Origin of the sequence: Paraplanobispora siamensis (genome assembly GCF_016863175.1) — a bacterium.
Classification (GTDB): Bacteria; Actinomycetota; Actinomycetes; order Streptosporangiales; family Streptosporangiaceae; genus Planobispora; species Planobispora siamensis.
Map to the genome: position 1 here is coordinate 224,896 of NZ_BOOJ01000029.1, position 19,564 is coordinate 244,459.

Here is a 19,564-nt window from a genome sequence, read left to right on the forward strand (position 1 = left end):
CGGCCGCCCGGCCGCGTTCCTGAGAGGAACCGGAAAGGGGCGTTCGCAGACCGCGCAGTGTCCTCGGAGCCGGTCGTGAGACCCGACACCTTCAGCCGGGGCGTCTCCTGAGGCCGGGAATGTGACAGAGGCCGGGAATGTGACAGAGGCCGGGAACGTGACAGAGGCCGGATCCGTTTCGTGGATCCGGCCTCTGCTGCGACGTTGTGCAGTGGACGATACTGGGATTGAACCAGTGACCTCTTCCGTGTCAGGGAAGCGCTCTCCCGCTGAGCTAATCGTCCGCGTGGGAAGACCAGAGGTGGAGACGGGATTTGAACCCGTGTACACGGCTTTGCAGGCCGTTGCCTCGCCTCTCGGCCACTCCACCGAGCGAGGCCCGAGGGCCTCTTTCGAGCGGAAGACGGGATTCGAACCCGCGACCCTCACCTTGGCAAGGTGATGCTCTACCACTGAGCCACTTCCGCGTGTGTCCGCCGGGGAGACCGGCCTCACGCAGAGAACTTTAGCGAATACCCGGCGACTCCCCAAACCGGAATTCCGGTACGAGCCGTGGGGTGGAGAGATGTAAGGGTCTAACATGGCAGACACCGGTTACATCTACAGCGAGAGAGTGACACCATGCGCGACAACGTGGTCGTGAACATCGGGCCCGAGCCGCTGACCTTCGGCGAGGTCGTCGCCGTGGCCCGGCACGGCGCCGCCGTACGCCTCACCGACGACGCCGTGGCCGCGATGGCCGCGGCGCGTACCCGCGTGGACGAACTCGCTGAGAGCCCCACCCCGGCCTACGGGGTCTCGACCGGCTTCGGGGCGCTGGCCACCCGGCACATCGCCCCCGAGCTGCGTGCCCAGCTCCAGCGCTCCCTGGTCCGCTCGCACGCCGCCGGCTCGGGGCCCGAGGTGGAGACCGAGGTCACCCGCGCGCTGATGCTCCTGCGCCTGCACACCCTCGCCACCGGCCACACCGGCGTGCGCCCCCGCGTCGCCAAGGTGCTGGAGGCCATGCTCAACGCCGGGATCACGCCGGTCGTGCACGAGTACGGCAGCCTGGGCTGCTCCGGCGACCTGGCCCCCCTCTCCCACGTGGCTCTCGCGATCATGGGGGAGGGGCCCGTCCGCGACTCCGGCGGGAACCCGGTCGCCGCCGCCGAGGCGCTCAAGCAGGCGGGCGTCGAGCCCGTCGAGCTGGCCGCCAAGGAGGGCCTCGCGCTCATCAACGGCACCGACGGCATGCTCGGCATGCTGATCCTCGCCATGGACGACCTGGCCCGCCTGTTCAAGACCGCCGACATCGCCGCGGCCATGAGCGTGGAGGCCCTGCTCGGCACCGACCGCGTCTTCGCCGCCGACCTGCAGGCCCTGCGCCCGCACCCCGGCCAGGCCGCCAGCGCCGCCAACCTCCGCGCGCTGCTGCGGGACTCGGGCATCATGGCCAGCCACCGGGACGGCACCTGCACCCGGGTGCAGGACGCCTACTCGCTGCGCTGCGCCCCCCAGGTCGCCGGCGCCGCCCGCGACACCCTCGCGCACGCCGCGTCCGTCGCGATGCGGGAACTCGCCTCCGCGATCGACAACCCGGTGGTGCTGGCCGACGGACGGGTGGAGTCCAACGGCAACTTCCACGGCGCCCCCGTCGGATACGTGCTCGACTTCCTGGCCATCGCCGTGGCGGACGTGGCGAGCATCTCCGAGCGCCGTACCGACCGCATGCTCGACGTGGCCCGCAACCACGGGCTGCCCGCGTTCCTGGCCGACGACCCGGGCGTGGACTCCGGGCACATGATCGCGCAGTACACCCAGGCCGCGATCGTCTCCGAGCTCAAGCGCCTGGCCGCGCCCGCGAGCGTGGACTCCATCCCGAGCTCCGCCATGCAGGAGGACCACGTCTCCATGGGCTGGTCGGCCGCGCGCAAGCTGCGCCGGGCGATCGAGGGCCTGAGCCGGGTACTCGCCGTGGAGATCCTCACCGCGGCCCGCGCCATCGACCTGCGGGCGCCGCACACGCCCGCGCCCGCGACCGGGGCCGTGGTGACCGCCCTGCGCCAGTCCGTGCCGGGCCCGGGCCCGGACCGCTTCCTCGCCCCGGAGATCGAGTCGGTGGTGCGGATGGTGGCCGACGCCTCCGTGGTCGCCGCGGCCGAGTCGGTCACCGGCCCGCTCGCCTGACCCCGGCGGTCACCGGTCCGTCCACCCCGGCCCGGTCGTCACCGGGCTCGCGGGACGGCCGCCGTCACCTCCACCTCGATCATCAGCCCCGGCCGGAACAGCCGTGACACCTCCACGGTCGTGCTGGCCGGGGGCTCACCGGTGATGAAGCGCCGCCGGACGGCCCCGTACTCCGGCAGACGCGACATGTCGGTGAGGAACGTCCGGATGTGGGTCACGTCGTCGAACGTGCATCCCTGGTCGGCGAGGATGCGCGCCAGGGACTCCATCACGTGCTCGGACTGCGCCGTCATGTCGCCCTCGCCGAGGACGTTCCCCCCGGCGTCCAGCGCCACCTGCCCGGAGACGGACAGCAGGTCTCCCATCCGGGTGGCGTGGGAGTAGAGCCCGTTGGTCGCCGGGACCGAGGCTGGGTTGATCTTCTCCACCCCGGTACGGCCGGCCGTGCCGCCGGACGGGCCCCGCACCGGAGCGCCTGCCCTACCGGGCCCGTCCCGGTCCGGGATGCCCGCCGTACTCGGCCCGTCCCGGTCCGGGGCCGCGTCCGGGCCGCCCGGTTCCCGCGACCCGTGCCCGACGTGCCCGACGTGCCCGAACACGGCCGTCAGGTCCTCCCCGCCCAGCCCCGCCGCGACCGCCGCCGTCAGCCGGCCCTCGGCCGCGGCCGCCAGCGTCTGGACCGGGTGCGCGGCCAGCCGCAGGTCCTTGGCCGCCAGGCCGAGGGCGTAGCGCGGCTCGGGGCGCTCGCCCTCCACCGCGGGGCGGACCCGTCCGGCCAGCGCCCCGAGCGGAGTGCGTTCCAGCACCTCCAGCAGCGTCCCGGTGTCCACCCCGGCCGCCCGGGCGTAGGCCGCCGTCTCGGCGAGCAGCACCTGCGCGGGAACCAGCGCGCTCATCACGACCAGCTTCAGGGCCGCCCCCGCTCCCGGTCCGCCTGCCTCCCGGACCTCGCCGAACACCTCGAGCACCTCCCGGCAGCGCGCCAGGTCCCGCGCCGTACCCCCGGCCAGGACCGTCAGCGTGCCGGAGCGGGCGGGCTCCACGCTGCCCAGCACCGGGGCGTCCACCAGTCCTGCCGAGGAGGGGAGCAGCGCGCGCAGGCCGGCCACCGCCCCGGGGCCGATCGTGGACATCTCGACCACCACGGTCCCCTCCCGCAGTCCGGGCGCCGCCGCGGAGAGGACGTCGTGCACCGCCTGCGGATCACTGAGCATCGTGACGACCAGCTCCGCGCCGGACACGGCCTCGGCGGGCGAGTCCGCGACCGCCGCGCCCTCCACGGCGCGCGGGGTACGGTTCCACACCGTCACCTTGTGCCCGGCCTCCACGAGTCGCCGGGCCATCGGGGCGCCCATGCGCCCCAGACCGAGAAAAGCAATCACGTGCCCCGACGTTAGGGACCTTCCAGACATTCCACCAGCGACTAAATTGCATGTAAGCCATGCGAAGGAGGAATGTGTTCGACATCGACGCGTTACGCCTGCTGGACGCGGTCGCGCGCACCGGTTCGTTCACCGCGGCGGCGGCCCGGCTCGACTACACGCAGTCGGCGGTCTCGCGGCGGATCGCCTCGCTGGAACGCCAGGCGGGCGGGCCGCTGTTCGAGCGGATGCCCCGCGGCGTGCGCCTGACCCCCGCCGGGGAGCTGCTCCACCGGCACGCCACGGTCGTCCTCAACCGCCTCGACCGGGCCGCCGAGGATCTGGCCGGGATCCACGGCGGCTACCGCGGCCGGGTGCGCCTCGGGGCGTTCGCCACCGCCAACGTCGCCCTGGTGCCCGGCGCCCTGCGGGCCTTCCGGCGGGAGTTCCCGCAGGTCGAGCCGGTCCCGGTGGAGGCGCCCAGCGGAGGACTGCTGCGCCGGATGCGCGAGGGCGGCCTGGACGTCGCGGTGGTCAGCGACTATCCCTCCGGCCTGCCGTACGACGACGAGATCGAGATCGTCCAGCTGGCCGAGGACGAACTGCTCGTGGCGCTGCCCGGGGACCATCCGCTGGCCGCGACCGACCCGGTCGACCTGCGGGAGCTGCGGGAGGAGACCTGGATCGAGGCGCCCCCGCCCGGCCGGCGGACCATGCTCGCCGACGCCTGCGCCCGTGCGGGGTTCACGCCCCGCACCACCCTCAAGATCGCCGAATGGACCGGCAAGTTCGGGTTCGTGGCGGCGGGACTGGGGGTCACCCTGGTCCCCTCCCTGGCCGCCCGGGCGGTCCCGGCCGGTCTGGCGCTGCGCTCCCTGGGCGGGTTCGCGCCGCGCCGTACCGTCTCCGCCGCCCTCCCGCCCGACTGCCTGCCCGCCGCCCGCACGCTGGTGCGCTTCCTGGCCGAGGCGGCGGACGAACAGGTGCGGGCGGTCGTGGCGGAGAGGCGGAGGGAAGGGCGGGCTGGACAGACGGTGGAGAGGTGAAGGGAAGGGCGGGCTGGACAGGCGGCGGAGAGGTGAAGGGAAGGAGGGCTGGACAGGCGGCGGAGAGGGGGAGGAGCGGACAGGCGCGACAATGAGAGGGTGCACGACTCCTTCGCCCACGCCGGAGGCCTGCTGGCCACCCGGCTCCTCGACGTCACCACCGACCTGTCCGCGCTGGACGGTCAGGGGTGGTGGGCCGTCGTGGTCGACTACGAGGGCAAGGTCACGTGCGCCAGGTTCGCCGACGTCCGCCCCGCTCCGCTGCCGGCGCCGCGCGGCCCCTGGCGCGGGCCCCACCCGTCGCGGTGGCGCAGCTCGCTCGACCGCGCCGCCTACGAGGCGGGGGTGGAGCGCATCCGCCGGTACATCGAGCGCGGCGACGTCTACCAGGCCAACCTGTGCCGGGTGCTCACCGCGTCACTGCCGCAGGAGGCGGACCCGCTGGCCCTGGCCGTACGGCTGGCCGAGGGCAACCCGGCCCCGCACGCCGCCACGGTCTGCCTGCCCGGCCTGAGCGTGGTGTCGGCCTCGCCGGAGCTGTACCTGTCCCGGGACGGCGATGTGATCGAGTCCCGGCCGATCAAGGGCACCGGTGTCACCGCGGACGACCTCCTGGACAAGGACCACGCCGAGAACGTGATGATCGTCGACCTGGTCCGCAACGATCTGGGCCGGGTCGCCTCCGTGGGCTCGGTGACCGTCCCGGCGCTGTGCGAGGTGGAGGAGCACCCCGGTCTGGTGCACCTGGTCTCCACGGTGCGGGCCCGGCTCGCGCCGGAGTTCGGATGGCCGGAGCTGTTCTCCGCGACGTTCCCCCCGGGTTCGGTGACCGGGGCGCCGAAATCCTCGGCTCTGCGCATCATCAACGAGCTCGAACCCGAGCCCCGCGGGCCCTACTGTGGTGCGGTGGGCTGGGTCGACGCCGACCGGCGGCGGGCGTCGCTGGCCGTGGGGATCCGCACCTTCTGGCTGTCGGCCGGTGAGATCCACTTCGGCACGGGCGCGGGCATCACCTGGGGCAGCGACCCGCGGCGCGAGTGGCGCGAGACCGAACTGAAGGCCTCCAGGCTCATCGCACTCGCCTCGACCCCCTGAGTCCCGCCGCTCCTCATCCCGACAAGTCCCACAGCCGTTCCTCTATCCGACAAGGAGACATTCCCGATGGACGTACCCGTATGGGTCAACGGACGCCTGATCGATCCGGCCCAGGCCGTGGTCTCGGTCTTCGACCACGGCCTCATGGTCGGCGACGGCGTCTTCGAGACCGTCAAGTTCACCAACGGCACCTCGTTCGCGCTCAGCCGCCATCTGGACCGGCTCAAGGTCTCGGCCCGGCTGATGGAGCTGCCCGAGCCGGACACCGACGCGATCGCCGAGGGGGTACGGGCCGTCCTGGCCCAGGCGCCGTCCTGGCCGCTGGGCCGCATCCGCATCACCTACACCAGCGGGCCGGGGCCGCTCGGCTCCGACCGGGGCGACCAGGGCCCCACCACCGTGATCATCGTCGGTGAGCAGAAGCCGTTCCCCGCCACCGCCGACGTCGCCGTGGTCCCGTGGCCGCGCAACGAGCGCGGCGTTCTGGCCGGGGTCAAGAGCACCTCCTATGGCGACAACGCCAAGGCGCTCTTCTACGCCAAGGCCAGGGGCGGCGGCGAGGCGATCTTCGGAAACACCGCGGGGAACCTCTGCGAGGGCACCGGCAGCAACGTCTTCCTCGTGCGCGACGGACGGCTCGTCACCCCCACGCTCGGCTCCGGCTGCCTGGCGGGCGTCACCCGCGCGCTGACCCTGGAGTGGTGCGGCGGCGTCGAGGAGGACGTGCCGCTGTCGGCCCTCTACGAGGCCGAGGAGGCGTTCCTGACCTCGACCACCCGTGACATCCAGCCGATCCGCGCGGTCGACGGCACCGTGCTCCCGGTCGCGCCCGGACCGGTGACGGCCAAGGCGATGCAGGTGTTCGCCGAGCGCTCGGCGGCCGACCTCGACCCGTGACGGACCGGGGCCGACCGGCCGCCGACCGGCCCCGGTCCGCGAACCGGGGCCCCGCGCGTCAGTAGGTCACCTGGGTCTGGGCGTTGAGCTCCTCCGTCTTGACCTGCTTGGCCGGGTCGGTCAGCGGGTCGTCGATCCGGATCACGTCCAGTCCCTCGGTGATGTCGCTGGAGTAGATGTGGCCGTTGTAGTAGTAGGCCGACCACGATCCGGCGAGCCCGTCGACCGGGCCGCGCTCGAAGAAGCCGATCTCGCGGGGGTTGGCGGAGTCGGTGAAGTCCCAGATCGACACCCCGCCCTGGTACCACGACTGGACCATGATGTCCTTGCCCGGGATCGGGAGCAGCGAGCCGTTGTGGGCCACGCAGTTCTCGTCGGGCTGCTGCTCCCTGGGGATCTTGAAGTAGCTCCGCAGGGTCAGGGTGCGCCCGTCGGTGAGATCGTAGATGGCGTCCGCACCCTTGGTCCGGGGGGTGTTGCGGTCACAGGTGGCGCCCATGCCGCCGCCCAGCTCGTCACCGAAGACGATCTTGGTGCCGTCGTTGTTGAAGGTGGCCGAGTGCCAGATGGAGAAGTTCTCCCGGTCGCTCACGTGCTGCAGCACCTTGGGGTTCGCCCGGTCGGTGATGTCCAGCAGGATGCCGTCGCCGAAGCAGGCCGCGGCGGCGAGGTTCTTCTGGGGGTAGGCGGTGATGTCGTGGCAGCCGCCGATCTCCGTGCGGACGCTCTCGTCGGAGATCACCGGGTTCGCGATGACCTTGGCCGCGGCGGGGTCGCCCGTGGGGACCTCGACGATCGAGAAGATGTTGTGCGGCCCGGGGCAGGTCGAGGAGCCGGGCTCGGGGCCGGGGGCGGAGACGTAGACATAGAGCTTCTGCGGGTCCGACCCCGGCACGAGGGTGTGGGTGTGGGAGCCGCAGGGGGTGCTGACCGCCGAGACGAACTTCGGCTCGGCCTTGTCGGTGATGTCGAAGATCCGGATGCCCTCCCAGGCCTCCTCGCCCGCCTGCTCGCCGTCGTCGCATCCGGGACCGCCGCGCGGCCGGTCGATCGACAGGAACAGCAGGTTGCCCGTCACCGAGATGTCGTTCTGCTCGCCGGGGCAGAACACCCGGCTGACCACGCCGGGCTTGGCCGGGTCGGAGATGTCGAACACGGTGAAGCCGTCGAAGTTGCCCACGAACGCGTGGTCGTCCTGGAAGGCCAGGTCGGTGCCCCAGGCCTGGGGGCCGTCGAGCGGGGCCCCGGGCGGCACGTTGGCGACGTGGGTGACGTTCGCGCTGTGCAGTACCTCACCCGAGCCCGGTGCGGAGGCGGTGCCGGAGTCCTGGGTGGAGGGGGCCGTCGTGGGAGCCTGTGCCCCCGGAGCCGGCGACTCTGGATCCGCGCCACAGCCCGCCGCCACGAGGATCGCCGCCAGCACCAGCGCTGCGATTGGTCGCACAGTACTCCCATCGATTGGATTGGCTTGCACCATTATTGATGGTATGCGGGGTGTGTATCGGTCGCGCGGCGCTCTTGTCGCGTTCCTGTCAGCGTCGATCCTGGCGACGCCGGTCCTGTCGGGGTGCGCGCAGACGGAACCGGACAAGGGGGCGCCACTGGTGGCGGATACCGGCGCGCCGGTCATCATCCCCGGCGGACCGGGGGAGGCGGGGCGTACGGCGAAGCCGGGCGAACGGCTCGGCGATTCGGAGGCCCGCGTGACGGCGGCCGACGTGCGCTTCGCGGAGGGCATGATCCCCCATCACCGCCAGGCGCTGGAGATGGCGGAGCTGGTCCCGGCGCGGTCGTCGTCGACCGCGGTGCGCACCCTCGCCGAACGGATCATCGCCGCCCAGCGGCCCGAGATCGCCGCCATGACCGCGTGGCTGAAGTCGATCGGCCGGGCCCCCGGCGGCCACGCGGACCACACGGTCTCCCTGGAGGACATGAACCGGCTCAGGGCGGCCAGGGGCGCCGCCTTCGACGAGCTCTTCCTGAAGCTGATGATCGCCCATCACGAGGCGGCCGTGACGATGGCCGGCCAGGAGCTGCGCGAGGGCACCGACAGGGCCATGCGCGCCACGGCGGCCGACGTCGTCTCCGGCCAGAACATCGAGATCTCCCGCATGCGGGAGATCCAGAAGGAGCGGTAGACCCGGAGGTCAGGAGCTCCAGAGCATGTTGCTGAGCTCGGCGTCCAGGTCCATGAAGTCGGTCTCGCGACCGGCCGGCACCAGCTCGTAGGTGCGGTGCAGGAACTCGGTGAGCGGGGCCAGCGGCACCTCGAACAGCGCCTGCCCGAACGGCGAGGTGAGACTGATGTGCAGCGTGCGCTCGCCGTCGGCGCGCGCCGGCCACACCTGGACGTCTCCGTCGCCGACCCGTCGCACGATGCCGACGGTCAGCAACTCACGGGCGAAAATCCACTCGACCGGCTCGTCGTTGCCCACGTGAAAGGCCATCCTGATCGCGTACGGGTCGTCAGCGGTGTAGCTGAGCCCGGCGAGCAAGGGGACGGTAGTACGGTCGGGGACCACAAGCCGAAGGCCCAGCTCGGCAGAGACGGTGGTGCTGTTCATCGTCAGCCAAACCTTTTCGTCGTCGGTCCCCTCTTCGGGGCTTCCACTGCTACTGATCGGACTCGTCCGCTCCTACGAGGCGGAACGAAGAGACCTGTAGGAGAGATTCCGCCTCCAGGCCGTTCTGTAACGCACATCACAGCGCGACATTTCTGCGCTTACCTGGCTAAACGCCATCAACGGGGTCGTATTTACGAGGGTTTTGCGCATCGTTTCCATCACGCTCGACTTCCCAACTGGGGTGTCTCCGGCGATAGGTGTCTAGCCATGGTCGTTACGGTACTTCTCCGGATCAGGTTGATGCTATGACACCGTAGCGTCCCATCGGGTTCATCACCGACCCTTTGCCGCTATCGCGTCGCACCCACGACCCCCTCCGCCACCTCTCCAAGATCACGCCCCCCGCCCTCCCTCGTCCGCGCCGCTTCGCGAGCGGTCCCGGATTGCTGTATGGTTTTCCACGTCGGCACCGCGAAGGAGCCGCACAGGGCGGGCGATTAGCTCAGCGGGAGAGCGCTTCGTTCACACCGAAGAGGTCACTGGTTCGATCCCAGTATCGCCCACACAGATGAGACGCAGGTCAGAGCCCGAAGGTTGACACCAACCTCCGGGCTCTTCTGCTGTCATGGATCTTCTGAGTGACTAACTGCGTGACTACGGCCCCGGGCCTTCTTCGAAGATGCGGTCCATGGCCACGGCTCCGCCCTGCAGAACCGGGCGGATCTGCTTGCGGTAGACGATCTCTGTGACCGTCGTGCTGCGGTGGCCGACGAGCCGGGAGATCTCCTCCAGCGGCACCCCGCTCTCCGACCAGGATTCGCCCTGCTCTTCCCGTTGGGCTTGGCGGTGCCGCCGGAGTACCTCCACGCACCGCTTGGGCAAGGCAAACGTCCGCCGGGATTTATGAGTCTTGGCGTCCCCGCCAGCCCGTACCGAGTGCCACACGGCCATATGCGCCGGCACCGGCGGATGAGCGTCCGGATCCCCGTCGAGGTCCACGTGGTCCCACGTCAGTGCCGCAGTTCCTCGGTGCGCGCCCCGGTGAGCAAGGAGACCACGATGTAGGCGTGCATCCGGGAGTTCTCGGCGGTCATCGGGACGGCTTCGGCCTGAGCGAGCGTCAGGGCCTTGTCGGCGAGCCAGCGCTGGCGCCTCTCGTCCCAGTGCAGGCCGCCGTCACCGCGGCTGCGTCGCTTGCTCATCAAGCGACCTTCTGCGTCTCCTTCTCCAGCAGGGCGATGTAGTCGCGGACGGCGGTGGCCGGGATGCGCCGGGAGCGGCCCTGTTTGACCGAGCGCAGGCGGCCGGTGCGGATCCACTCGAAGATCTTGGTCTTGCCCAGGCGGAGCAGAACCATGGTCTCCTTCACGGAGTAGAGCTTGAGGTCATCGAGCCGGACATGGTCCGGCGTCGGGATGGTCATGGGAGCACGGGTCCTTTCGCGGGCGATGGGAGGAGAGCGAGACGGTGGGCGGAGGCGCCGTTGTCGGGCAAGGGCGGGGATCAAGACAACGGGCGGGGCTAACGGGGACTGTCTGTGGCCGAGCGTGCTTTCGGCTGCAGCGGCCGCTCTCGTCCACGATGCAGCGAGCGAGGCACGATGCGGGTGGCCGGACGGGTGGGAAGCCCGCCTCGGTCAGAGCGGCCAGTTGCCGGTTCAGAAGCTACCCGGCGGCCGAGCGGATCTTCGGCACCCCGATGCCGCACCGCCGGCCCGCGACTACGAGACCCGATCGACCGGCTCCGGGTCGACGATCTATTGGTGATGACCGGAACGGCCACCCCGACCTGGCACGATCCCGCACCAGGCGGTCACTTCGGGGCGTCACCCGTAGGGCGGATCGAGCACCTGATGGCCGGCCGGACGGTGGTGACGGTGGCCCACCGGATGCGGACGGTCCAGTGCGCCGACCGCATCGCCTTCCTGGACGGCGGCCGGGTCGTCGAGGAGGGGCTATCACGGGGAGCTGGTATGTCGCGACGACCGCTGCGCTGATTTCCTCCACGTTGGTGCGGTAAGCTCCCGGTAGCACATAGCCAAATTTGGCTAGCTGAGTTCGGGAGGGTTCGATGAAGCCGGTACGGCTGCTGGTCCTGGGCGCGCTGCGCAGGCGCGGGCGCGCCCACGGCTACCAGGTCCGCGCGGATCTGGAGTCGTGGGGCGCGCACGAGTGGTCGACCGCCACCTCGGGCTCGGTCTATCACGCGCTCAAGAGCATGGCCGGTCAGGGCCTGCTGGTGACGCACGAGACGGTCGCCTCCGAGGCCGGGGGGCCACCGCGGATTGAGTACGAGCTGACCCGGCAGGGCGAGCGGGAGTACCTCGACCTGCTGGGTCAGGCGCTGGCCGACCGCGAGCCGAGCCTGGACGTGCTGGGCGCCGCCATCGGCCTCATCGAGGACCTTCCCCGGGAGCGGGCCCTGGAGTTGCTGCGCGAGCGGGCCCGCGCCATGCGCGAGTGGCGCGCGAGCATCACCGCGTACCTGCCCGAGGGTACGGATCTGGCGACCTGGGGCCCGGTGGGCGAGGTGCTGTCCCTGTGGCTGAGCACCGCCGACGCCGGCGCCCAGTGGACCGACCGGATGATCCGCCGCCTGGAAGAGGGCGCGTTCACCATGGCCGGCGAATAGGAGTTCCTCCGATGGCCAACGAGATCGCCATACCGCTGCTTCCCTGCCGCTCCATCGACGAGATGGTCGACTTCTACACGATGCTCGGTTTCCACCGGATCTACTACCAGGTTCGACCGAACCCGTACGTGTTGCTCAAGCGCGAGGATCTCCAGCTGGGCTTCTTCGGCATGCCGGAGGCGTTCAAGCCCGAAGACTCCTACGGGACCTGCGTGATCGTCGTGCCGGACACCGGAGAGCTGTTCGAGGCGTTCGCCGCGGGCATGCGCGCGGCGCACGGCAAGCTCCTGGTCTCCGGCATCCCCCGGATGACCCGGCCGCGCAGGCGGAAGAACGACGGCAACCACTCCGGCTTCGCCGTCATCGACCCCGGCGGCAACTGGATCCGCTTCATGGCCGCCCGCCCCCTGCCGGAGGAGGAGGCCACGAGCAGGCTCACCGCCTCGCTGAACCGGGCGGTCGTGATGGGCGACTCCCACGGCGAGTACGAGCGGGCGGCCGAGATCCTGGACGGCGCCCTGGAGCGGGACAAGGACACCGCATCGGCGGCCGAGCTGCTGGAGGCGCTGGTCTACCGGGCCGAGCTCGCCGTCCGCGCCAAGGACCACGCCGCCGCCGGACATGCCCTGGCCCGGGCGCGCGCCCTCACCCTGACCGAGGCAGAACGCGAGCGGCTCGCCCAGCCCTTGGCGGCCATCGACGACATCGAGGCCGTGCTAGGCCTCTGACCGGGTACGGCGCGCTTGCGCGCAGCCGCCGAGCGGGGCGGCTGCGCGCGCATGTGGTCGCGCACGCGGGTCATGATGTCGCCGGCGTAGCGCACGTCCTCCTTGAGGACTGCGCCGTAGGTCGGGGTCTGTGCTCAGCTCGGCTGGCCCGTGTTCGGGCAGGTTGTGTGTCACAGGTGATCGCCTATGAAACGCCTCGTCCGGAGGCGATCATCCAGGGCGGATCGTGTTTCATAGGTCGGTGCATTCGCCTTGCTGATCGAAACGCACACATGAAAACGATCGTGGGTGAGCGACGCCGACTTCCCCGCGTGGAGGCCCACGACTGCCCGATGTCCTCGTGCGCGGCCCAGGCGGGCTCGCCGTGTCGCATCAGCAAGGGCAAGGTGGCCATCCAGTACCACACACCGCCCGCTTCCGGCTCGTGCCCGCGCTGGCCAAGGCCCTGTCCGCGCTGGCCAAGGCCCTGTCCGCGCTGGCCAAGGCCCTGTCCGCGCCGACCCCGGCCCTCCGCAAGCCCGGAGCGCTCTGGGCCGAGCTGCCCCGCCCGGCATCAGCCGCCACCGAACCGGCCGGGCACGCGCGCATCGGCTACGCCCGCGCCTCCACCGTCCGCCAGTCCCTGGACACGCAGATGGACTCCCTCAAGGCCGCCGGCGTCACCCGGATCTCCTCCGAGGAGGTCTCCACCCGCGTCGCCCGCCGTCCCGAGCTGGAACGGGCCGTGGAGCATGCCCGGGCCTGCGCGCCTCCGATATCGCGGTCACCCTCGTGGTGCACGAGCAAAAACGCCTGGAGCGCGGCATCGAGCTGGCCGCCCTGGCCGAACAGCTCAAGGCCGCCGGCATCAGTCTGGAGTTCCTGGCCGGCGAGCTGCAGGGCACCCACGACCCGTCCGGCATCGTCTTCACCGTGCTGGCCGCGCTGTCGGGAATGGAGTACGAGTACATCCGCGACCGCACCCTGGAAGGTCAGGAGTCGGCGCGGGCCCGCGGCAAGGCCATCGGCGGGGCCGCCGTCATCGATGAGGTCATGCTGGTCGTGGCCCTGCACCTACGAGAGCGCGGCAAGAGCCTGCGCGGTATCGCCGCCCAGCTCGTCATCACCAAGGGCAAGAAGAAGGGCTGGCATCCCTCGCCGGCGACCGTCTTACGGATGCTGCGCGAGCACGACGACACGGCCGCCACGGCGGCCGCCGCAGGTGCCCGCGCCCTGGACGACGACCCGGCCTCCCTCGCCCCGGCGTCGAGCACGCCGCCCGCGGCCGCGGCCGACCAGCCAGCCGGACCGAACCGAGCGGCGCGATGACCACCGTCGTGGTGCCCGATCTCGGCAACGAGCTGCCGGCCGTCATGGTCGAGCTGGAAGAGCTGCTGCTGACGTATGCGGCCTGGGAGAGCGCGGGCGAGGTCGACCCCGGCGAGTTGCCCGCCCCGATCGCCGGCGGCGCTGCGCTGGCCGCGCTGGCCGCGCTGCGCCGCATCTGGCATGCCGTCGCTCCGCTCCGGGGCGGACGGCGCCACCCGGGCCGGCTACACCGGCCGCCTGCCGGCCCCGGACGGCCGCCATGAGCACCTGCCGCTGCGCCCGGTCGCCATCGAAGCGGCGGACGTCACCGCACTGTCGGCGACCGCGACGACCACGAACACTACGGGTGCCTCGGGCTTGGAAATCCGGGCGCGGCGCTGCTACCTATGATCACGCGAAGCGGATATCGATCCGGTCCTTCGCGAACTTCTCCCAGTCCACCCGCAAGGTGAACACCTCGTACCGTTCGGCGGTGGAGATATCAAGGCTCGCGGTGAAATGTCCCTGCTCGATGAGCCATAAGATCGCCTGGCGGACGGTTTCGACATCCAGGCTGATCTTCTTTGCGAGCTTCTCCAAGCTGGTGGTCAACTCCTCATGCCGGGCACCCTCCGGGTCGAACAGCTCGATGATCTGAAAGGACGGCTGCTCATACAACTGAGTCCAGCGGATGTGATCTTCTTTCGCGTTCTCCTCGGGGGTGAGGTTGAGTACCTCGCCCGGCAGAGGGGGAGTTGGGTTGATGCTGCAAAGGGTGACGCCGTCCTGTTCGTGGGTCTGGATGATTCGGCAGGCAACCAGATAGTCGAACACGTCGCGAACAGTGACAAGAGGACTGACGCCGAGTCCGGTGGCCAGCTCATCCAGACGAGAGCGAAACTGCTCGCGGTTGGCAGCCTCCTCGGCATTGATTGTTGCCGCATCCCTGTCGTCGTCATCGCCCAACTCCTCCCGTAACCGGGCAAGGCTCTCGTCAGTATGAGGTTCGAGAGGTTCCCATGCCTGGGTGTCCCAGCCGCGCCCTTGCACGCTGGGGCTGCCGAAGGACAGGCGATTGATCAGTTCGTCAACGCTCGGCGGGAAGTCCGCATCCCGCGTGGCGATCTGTCCGACCAGGACGATCCCGCACTCGGGCATCCAGCCTGCCCAATGCTGCCCAAACAGGATCTGACCGAAGTCGAGGGGGGACGACATGGCGACCAACTCGCTTCCAGAGGGAACGGGCGAGCCTGCAGTCTGCCGCACCTCGCGGCTCCCGACCAGTCCACCCAGCCGGGCCGCCGCGACCACCTGCTGCTGCTCGTCGCCCTGCAGACCGGGCTGCTCGTCGCCGGCCTGCTCGCCTTCCTGGAGAACCTGTAATCATCTCCGGCAACCACGCCGTCAGGCCATCGCTGAGCAGCCCTGATCCATCCGGCCCGGCATGACATCCAGCCCCAGATAATTGTGGGCGTCATAGCCACGGGTGTCGGCGCCCACAGTGTCGGCGCCCTTGACGCTCTGGCTGTCGATGACCACCGCCGACGGCTCCGCATCACGACCGGCGCGTCTGCGGACACGACGGCGCAGCACGTCCATGATCTGTTGGGTGACCTTCTGCTCCTCCCGGCGCACGAAGTGCCAGTACACCGTCTGCCAGGGCGGGAAGTCCGCCGGAAGCCGTCCAGGAGCAGCCGGTACGCACCACATGCAAGATCGCGTCCACGACGTCCCGGCGTGGATGCTTCTCCTTACGGCCGTCCCGGCGTGGACCGGGCAGCAGCGGTTCGATCAACGCCCACTGCTCATCGGTGAGATCAGAGAGGTGGAGGTGAGATCAGAGAGGTGGAAAGGGGCGTCGTGTCACGCTCGCGGTTCTACCCGGCCGTGGGACGGGGTCACGATCAGCTCTCAAACACGCTGTCAGTCCACCGAGCATCTTCCGGCCTTCGATCCGGCCCTTCAGCTGTATGACGGTGCGGCACCCGGCGCTCGCTGGCCGATCAGGCCCTGGAGCCGGTGGCTTGGCCGGCAATCGCCCGGACCTGCTGCCTGGAGTCGCGCAGCAGGCCGACCCCGAATACCACCAGCCACAGGCTCCAGGCCACGTACCCGATGAAGTTCGCCAGATCGGCGCCAGGTGCTCCGAGGGGCACCAGCAGTCCGGTGAGGATCAGCGGGACGGAGAGCAGTGCCAGTCCCGCCGAGAACCGGCCGAGAACGAAGCGGTGGACCACGGGATGCGCGGTGTCGCCGCGGCGCAGCGCCACCACGATCAGCACTGTCCAAGCGGCGGTGAGCAGGTACCCGAACGCCTCTCCCACGATCTGGCCGAGCAGGGTGTGCAGGGTGTGGAAACGCTCGACCGCTGCCGCCCGGGCGATGGCGGTGGCACCGGGGTCGGCCACGGTGGCGGCCAGGGCCGGTACCAGCAGCGGCCAGCGCAGCAGTCCCACCACCTGCACCGCGGCGGCGGCCACCCCGACTGCGACGGAGGTTCGGGGCAGCGGGCCCGTACCGGCCAGCCGGGCGGTCCACACCGCGATCGGGGCGAGCAGCGCAGCGCCTGCTGCCAGCAGGAGGAATAGTGCGGTGATCTGCACCCGGTCGGCGTGGAAGCGGCGCAGCACTTCCTCGGCCGGGTACTGGAGTACGTCCGGGTAGTCGAACGCTGTTCCGAGCAGGGCGAAGGCGGTGTTGACCACGACCGCCCCGACGATGAGCAAGATCGCCGTGAGGGTGTGGGGTGTGCGGGTGGCCGTCGCGGGGGCGCGGGTTGTGGAGTTCATGCGGGCCTCCGAATCTGTACGGCGTACAATTTGTACCCCGTACAGAGTTTGCACGGCGTACAGTGTCTCCGTCAATGGGAGGCGACATGGGATCCGATCAGCAGGCATCAGCCACCCGGCGTCGGCCGGGGCCCCGGCGCATCCTCTCCGAGGAGGTGATCGTGGCAGCGGCGCTGCGATTGCTGGATGAGCGGGGGGCCGAGGCCGTCTCGATCCGGGGCATCGCGGCCGAGCTGGGCGTGGCACCCAACGCCCTGTACACCTACTTCCCCGACAAGGCGGCGGTGCTGCGCACGCTGGTCGACCGGCTGATCGGCGAGCACGACGCCGAGGCGCTGGCCGACGTCGGGCGCCCGTGGCGGGAGCGCGTGCATGAGCTCGCACTCGGCCTGCGCGCCCGGCTGCTCGCCCACCCCGGTGCCGCCGCGTTGCTGCTCGGGGCGCCGATGGACGGTCCGCAGGCGCTGTTGCTGGGCGAGCGCCTGTTCGCCCTGCTCGCCGAGGCCGGGCTTGATGACGATGTCGCGGTCCATGCGGGCTATGTCCTTATTGTGTACATTCTGGGCGCGATCGCGCTGGAGGCGGCCGAACTGGACCCGGCCCGGCCGGCCCCCCCGGAGGCGGAGCGAATCGCCGCCAGGCGGGCCGGGTTCGCCGCACTGCCCGCCGACCGCTATCCCCGCACGGCCGCCGGTGCCGACACGATCGCCGCCTATATCGGCACCGGCCAGTTCCGCTGGGGGCTGGAGCGGGTCCTTGACGGGCTCACCCACCCCGACTCTGCGGGCCGGCGGTCAAGGGCTCTGTGATGATGGCCGAATCGGTGCAGGCCGGTTCGGCGGGCACGGCCCGGGATGGGTGCGGGGAGGCCGGTACCGCATTCATAGATCCGCTGGCAGGGAGTTGCCGCGTCGGCGGTCATGGCTGATCAAAGCGCCTGTCTGGTGGAGCCGCCGGAAGCGTGACCACGCCGGGGCATGTTCGATGGCGCTCGCCGCCGGGATGAGCAGCCGCGCTGCGAACCCGGCCGATCTCCACCGGCGACAGCCGCGCGAGCCTCCCTTCGCCGGCGCCTCCAGGAGGCTCCCTTCGCCGGCGCCCCACCACCAGCGGACAGGGCGGCGTGCGCGAGGGCCAAGAACACCGGCGCGAACATGGCGATGGGGACGTGCCGTTGCCAGGGGGTGACTTGCGAACCTGGGAGGCAGACAGCAGGCCGAAGGCGACGACCGGCAGCTCGGCCACGCCCGCGACCACGAACGGCGCGGGCCTGCAGATCGAGCAGGCCCGCGACCACGAACGGCGCGGGCCTGCTCGATCTGCAGGCCACCGCCGTCGACGGCTCGCACCTGCGCGCACTCAAAGACGGCAGGGCAGGCATGCCCCCCTTCCTATCCGGGACCGGGCCGGCGATGACCGGCGCAGGCTCTTACATCCCGGTCCCGGCCGGCACGTCCGGTGCGGCGCAGCCATCCCCGCACCGCACCGGACCCCTGCGGCGGCGCTTCCCTTTCGGCCGGCGCCCTCACCGCTCATCGCCTGCTGGGGTCTCCTGCTCGCGGCCCAGACGCTGGCGGGTGCGCCGGCCCGCGGCCGCCTGCCGATCGACGCCCGCGCCCAGCCGGTCGGAGGCCGCCCGCTGGCGATCGCTGCGGCTGGCCCGCCGATCGTCCTGACTATCCCGGCGATCTTCAGCGTTGGCCGCCCGGTCGCAGGCCGCGTTCTGGTGGTCCTGCTCGCGGCCGTCGTGCTCGGCCAGGCGCTGGACGCGCAGCTGGGCCAGCAGCTCACGCAGCACGGCCCGCTCGGTGGCGGCCTGTTCGCGCTCACCGGCCAGCACCGCCAGCTCGCAGGCGATCTCATCACCGAGATCGGCCAGATGCTCCTGGCGCTGTGCGGCGAGGAGGTCGCGCTGCTCAGCCGCCCACAACAGATCATGGATACGCCGGTCGATCTCCACGGCCAGAGAGTCCTCCCGCGCGGCCGCCCAGCGCCGCCCGGCCAGCAGATCGCGCTGTTCGGCGGCCTGGTCACGGTTTTCGCCAGCCTGATCGCGCACTACCGCGGCCGCGTCGCGCGCCAGGGCGGCCCGATCGCGTCGGCCGGCCAGCACATCGCGTCGCCGCGCCGCCCGCTCCTCCCGATTTTCATTGTTGGCTGGTGATCCCTGATCGCCACTCATGGTCACTCCTGAGGCCGCCTGTGGTCCTCGCTGCTAGCCCTCACGGCACCGGCCCGGATACCGCGACGACTCTACCTTTTTGTCGATATATCAACCCCCGCCGCGCGGGTGCGACAACCTTTTGGAAAAACATCTCCTGCGACCTGGGCAAGGGCAGTCAGTCGCCGTTCGGCGAACGGTGTTCGGGTTAGCCGGCGCCGCCCGGTGGCAGGAGAGAACTCCACCCGCCCTGAACCCGCGTCCCTAGGACCGCCATGCCTGCGACCCCTGCCGACCCGCCGCCCTCCCCAGATGAGATCATCACCGTCCAGACCACCGATGAGGTGCTCACCGTGTGCGTGCACGGTGTACTCGATGCCACCAACGCGCCCGCATTGGCGCACTGCCTGGATGCGGTGCAGGCCGCAGGCGTGCTGGGCCCGCGCCGCCTGGTGCTGGATCTCCGCGCACTGACCGGCTGCGACGGCGCCGGGCTGGGTGCGGTGCTGGCCGCGCTCACCCGTGTCGAGCGCGCCGGTATCGCGCTGCACATCGACGGGCTGGACGGGGTGGCCGGCCGGATGCTGGCCGCCAGCCACCTGCGCACCGACTTCGCCGCCCCCGCCGGCCGCAGCGGCCGGGCGCCGCGCCATGCCCTGCGCACTGCTGCCCAGGCCGAGCGCCACCGGCCCAGCCCGCGCTGACGCCTTTTCGGCCGGGGTGCCGGCAAGGGCCCGCGAGCGTCGGATGAGGTGCCGCCCGCAGGTGGAGGCGGCACCCGCGGGCCCCGGACGCGGAGGCGATCACCTGTGTGCGCGTCGTCCCTGCACCCTGGC

At 70.9% G+C, this 19,564-nt stretch carries 23 protein-coding genes, 4 tRNA genes and 2 pseudogenes; 15 read left to right on the top strand and 14 right to left on the bottom strand.

Annotated elements, in window-relative coordinates:
• Window positions 1–212: 212 nt before the first annotated feature.
• From Psi01_RS17310 to Psi01_RS17320, 3 genes are all read right to left on the bottom strand, one after another.
• Window positions 213–284: transfer RNA gene (locus tag Psi01_RS17310), tRNA-Val, on the bottom strand.
• A 15-nt stretch (window positions 285–299) separates the two neighbouring features.
• A tRNA-Cys gene (locus Psi01_RS17315) sits at window positions 300–370 on the bottom strand.
• 25 nt (window positions 371–395) lie between these two features.
• Window positions 396–467 (bottom strand) — tRNA-Gly (locus Psi01_RS17320).
• 154 nt (window positions 468–621) lie between these two features.
• Here Psi01_RS17320 and hutH point away from each other — a divergent pair.
• Window positions 622–2,169 carry a histidine ammonia-lyase gene (hutH, locus tag Psi01_RS17325; protein WP_204065047.1) on the top strand — a complete coding sequence of 516 codons (1,548 nt, stop codon included), beginning with the start codon at window positions 622–624 and terminating at the stop codon, window positions 2,167–2,169.
• Between the two features lie 38 nt (window positions 2,170–2,207).
• On the opposite strand, the gene Psi01_RS17330 is transcribed toward hutH, so the two are convergent.
• Window positions 2,208–3,551 carry an NAD(P)-binding domain-containing protein gene (locus Psi01_RS17330; protein ID WP_239127787.1) on the bottom strand — a complete coding sequence of 448 codons (1,344 nt, stop codon included), beginning with the start codon at window positions 3,549–3,551 and terminating at the stop codon, window positions 2,208–2,210.
• A 74-nt stretch (window positions 3,552–3,625) separates the two neighbouring features.
• On the opposite strand from Psi01_RS17330, the gene Psi01_RS17335 reads away from it, so the two are divergent.
• The 3 genes from Psi01_RS17335 (at window position 3,626) to Psi01_RS17345 (ending at window position 6,568) form a co-directional block, all read left to right on the top strand.
• Complete coding sequence (locus Psi01_RS17335) at window positions 3,626–4,576, top strand: LysR family transcriptional regulator (RefSeq protein WP_204065049.1); 951 nt, start codon at window positions 3,626–3,628, stop codon at window positions 4,574–4,576.
• A gap of 99 nt (window positions 4,577–4,675) precedes the next feature.
• Window positions 4,676–5,671 (top strand): chorismate-binding protein, encoded by a 996-nt coding sequence (locus Psi01_RS17340; RefSeq protein WP_204065050.1) that lies wholly within the window; start codon window positions 4,676–4,678, stop codon window positions 5,669–5,671.
• Window positions 5,672–5,737: 66 nt separating this feature from the next.
• Window positions 5,738–6,568: an aminotransferase class IV gene (locus Psi01_RS17345; protein ID WP_204065051.1), complete on the top strand. Its 831-nt coding sequence runs from the start codon at window positions 5,738–5,740 to the stop codon at window positions 6,566–6,568.
• 58 nt (window positions 6,569–6,626) lie between these two features.
• Here the strand turns inward: Psi01_RS17345 and Psi01_RS17350 are convergent, their stop codons facing one another.
• Window positions 6,627–8,012 (bottom strand): LVIVD repeat-containing protein, encoded by a 1,386-nt coding sequence (locus tag Psi01_RS17350; protein ID WP_239127788.1) that lies wholly within the window; start codon window positions 8,010–8,012, stop codon window positions 6,627–6,629.
• 43 nt (window positions 8,013–8,055) lie between these two features.
• Between Psi01_RS17350 and Psi01_RS17355 the strand changes: the two genes are divergently transcribed.
• Complete coding sequence (locus tag Psi01_RS17355) at window positions 8,056–8,706, top strand: DUF305 domain-containing protein (RefSeq protein WP_204065053.1); 651 nt, start codon at window positions 8,056–8,058, stop codon at window positions 8,704–8,706.
• A 9-nt stretch (window positions 8,707–8,715) separates the two neighbouring features.
• On the opposite strand, the gene Psi01_RS17360 is transcribed toward Psi01_RS17355, so the two are convergent.
• Window positions 8,716–9,132: an SsgA family sporulation/cell division regulator gene (locus Psi01_RS17360; RefSeq protein ID WP_203895185.1), complete on the bottom strand. Its 417-nt coding sequence runs from the start codon at window positions 9,130–9,132 to the stop codon at window positions 8,716–8,718.
• Window positions 9,133–9,623: 491 nt separating this feature from the next.
• Here Psi01_RS17360 and Psi01_RS17365 point away from each other — a divergent pair.
• Window positions 9,624–9,695, top strand: a tRNA-Val gene (locus Psi01_RS17365).
• 91 nt (window positions 9,696–9,786) lie between these two features.
• Here the strand turns inward: Psi01_RS17365 and Psi01_RS17370 are convergent.
• The 3 genes from Psi01_RS17370 to Psi01_RS17380 form a co-directional block, all read right to left on the bottom strand.
• The gene (locus Psi01_RS17370; RefSeq protein ID WP_239127789.1) at window positions 9,787–9,930 is read right to left on the bottom strand and encodes a hypothetical protein; all 144 of its coding nucleotides are present in this window, start codon (window positions 9,928–9,930) and stop codon (window positions 9,787–9,789) included.
• A 212-nt stretch (window positions 9,931–10,142) separates the two neighbouring features.
• Window positions 10,143–10,334, bottom strand: a complete 192-nt coding sequence (locus Psi01_RS17375) for a hypothetical protein (RefSeq protein ID WP_204065055.1) — start codon at window positions 10,332–10,334, stop codon at window positions 10,143–10,145.
• Window positions 10,334–10,555: a helix-turn-helix domain-containing protein gene (locus tag Psi01_RS17380; protein ID WP_204065056.1), complete on the bottom strand. Its 222-nt coding sequence runs from the start codon at window positions 10,553–10,555 to the stop codon at window positions 10,334–10,336. The genes Psi01_RS17375 and Psi01_RS17380 overlap by 1 nt, the downstream gene beginning before the upstream one ends.
• A gap of 339 nt (window positions 10,556–10,894) precedes the next feature.
• Here Psi01_RS17380 and Psi01_RS17385 point away from each other — a divergent pair, with 339 nt between their 5' ends.
• From Psi01_RS17385 to Psi01_RS43370, 6 genes and pseudogenes are all read left to right on the top strand, one after another.
• Window positions 10,895–11,128 carry a hypothetical protein gene (locus Psi01_RS17385; RefSeq protein ID WP_204065057.1) on the top strand — a complete coding sequence of 78 codons (234 nt, stop codon included), beginning with the start codon at window positions 10,895–10,897 and terminating at the stop codon, window positions 11,126–11,128.
• A gap of 74 nt (window positions 11,129–11,202) precedes the next feature.
• Window positions 11,203–11,763 carry a PadR family transcriptional regulator gene (locus tag Psi01_RS17390; RefSeq protein ID WP_204065058.1) on the top strand — a complete coding sequence of 187 codons (561 nt, stop codon included), beginning with the start codon at window positions 11,203–11,205 and terminating at the stop codon, window positions 11,761–11,763.
• 11 nt (window positions 11,764–11,774) lie between these two features.
• The gene (locus tag Psi01_RS17395; protein WP_204065059.1) at window positions 11,775–12,491 is read left to right on the top strand and encodes a DUF8817 family protein; all 717 of its coding nucleotides are present in this window, start codon (window positions 11,775–11,777) and stop codon (window positions 12,489–12,491) included.
• A gap of 424 nt (window positions 12,492–12,915) precedes the next feature.
• Window positions 12,916–13,221, top strand: a pseudogene (locus Psi01_RS44715) (recombinase family protein); the annotation flags it as partial.
• A gap of 41 nt (window positions 13,222–13,262) precedes the next feature.
• The gene (locus Psi01_RS43365; protein ID WP_275424532.1) at window positions 13,263–13,799 is read left to right on the top strand and encodes a recombinase family protein; all 537 of its coding nucleotides are present in this window, start codon (window positions 13,263–13,265) and stop codon (window positions 13,797–13,799) included.
• 8 nt (window positions 13,800–13,807) lie between these two features.
• Entirely contained in the window at window positions 13,808–14,062 is a 255-nt protein-coding gene (locus Psi01_RS43370) for a hypothetical protein (protein WP_239127790.1), read from the top strand.
• A gap of 127 nt (window positions 14,063–14,189) precedes the next feature.
• Here the strand turns inward: Psi01_RS43370 and Psi01_RS43375 are convergent, their stop codons facing one another.
• A complete protein-coding gene (locus tag Psi01_RS43375) occupies window positions 14,190–14,936 on the bottom strand; it encodes a DUF6042 family protein (RefSeq protein ID WP_239127791.1) in 747 nt (248 codons plus the stop codon).
• Window positions 14,937–14,948: 12 nt separating this feature from the next.
• Between Psi01_RS43375 and Psi01_RS17405 the strand changes: the two genes are divergently transcribed.
• Window positions 14,949–15,161, top strand: coding sequence for a hypothetical protein (locus tag Psi01_RS17405; RefSeq protein ID WP_204065060.1), 213 nt, complete (start codon window positions 14,949–14,951; stop codon window positions 15,159–15,161).
• A 21-nt stretch (window positions 15,162–15,182) separates the two neighbouring features.
• On the opposite strand, the gene Psi01_RS17410 is transcribed toward Psi01_RS17405, so the two are convergent.
• From Psi01_RS17410 to Psi01_RS17420, 3 genes and pseudogenes are all read right to left on the bottom strand, one after another.
• On the bottom strand, window positions 15,183–15,428 hold the full coding sequence (locus tag Psi01_RS17410) for a hypothetical protein (protein ID WP_204065095.1): 246 nt from the start codon (window positions 15,426–15,428) through the stop codon (window positions 15,183–15,185).
• Window positions 15,334–15,582: pseudogene (locus Psi01_RS44570) on the bottom strand (transposase); the annotation flags it as partial. The gene Psi01_RS17410 and the pseudogene Psi01_RS44570, both read right to left, overlap by 95 nt.
• A 199-nt stretch (window positions 15,583–15,781) precedes the next feature.
• Window positions 15,782–16,567: a DUF4386 family protein gene (locus tag Psi01_RS17420; protein ID WP_204065062.1), complete on the bottom strand. Its 786-nt coding sequence runs from the start codon at window positions 16,565–16,567 to the stop codon at window positions 15,782–15,784.
• A gap of 161 nt (window positions 16,568–16,728) precedes the next feature.
• Between Psi01_RS17420 and Psi01_RS17425 the strand changes: the two genes are divergently transcribed.
• Entirely contained in the window at window positions 16,729–17,376 is a 648-nt protein-coding gene (locus tag Psi01_RS17425; RefSeq protein WP_204065063.1) for a TetR/AcrR family transcriptional regulator, read from the top strand.
• Between the two features lie 716 nt (window positions 17,377–18,092).
• Here Psi01_RS17425 and Psi01_RS17430 read toward each other — a convergent pair.
• Window positions 18,093–18,749 (bottom strand): hypothetical protein, encoded by a 657-nt coding sequence (locus tag Psi01_RS17430; protein ID WP_204065064.1) that lies wholly within the window; start codon window positions 18,747–18,749, stop codon window positions 18,093–18,095.
• Between the two features lie 254 nt (window positions 18,750–19,003).
• Here Psi01_RS17430 and Psi01_RS17435 point away from each other — a divergent pair, with 254 nt between their 5' ends.
• Complete coding sequence (locus Psi01_RS17435) at window positions 19,004–19,432, top strand: STAS domain-containing protein (protein WP_204065065.1); 429 nt, start codon at window positions 19,004–19,006, stop codon at window positions 19,430–19,432.
• Window positions 19,433–19,564 lie beyond the last annotated feature (132 nt).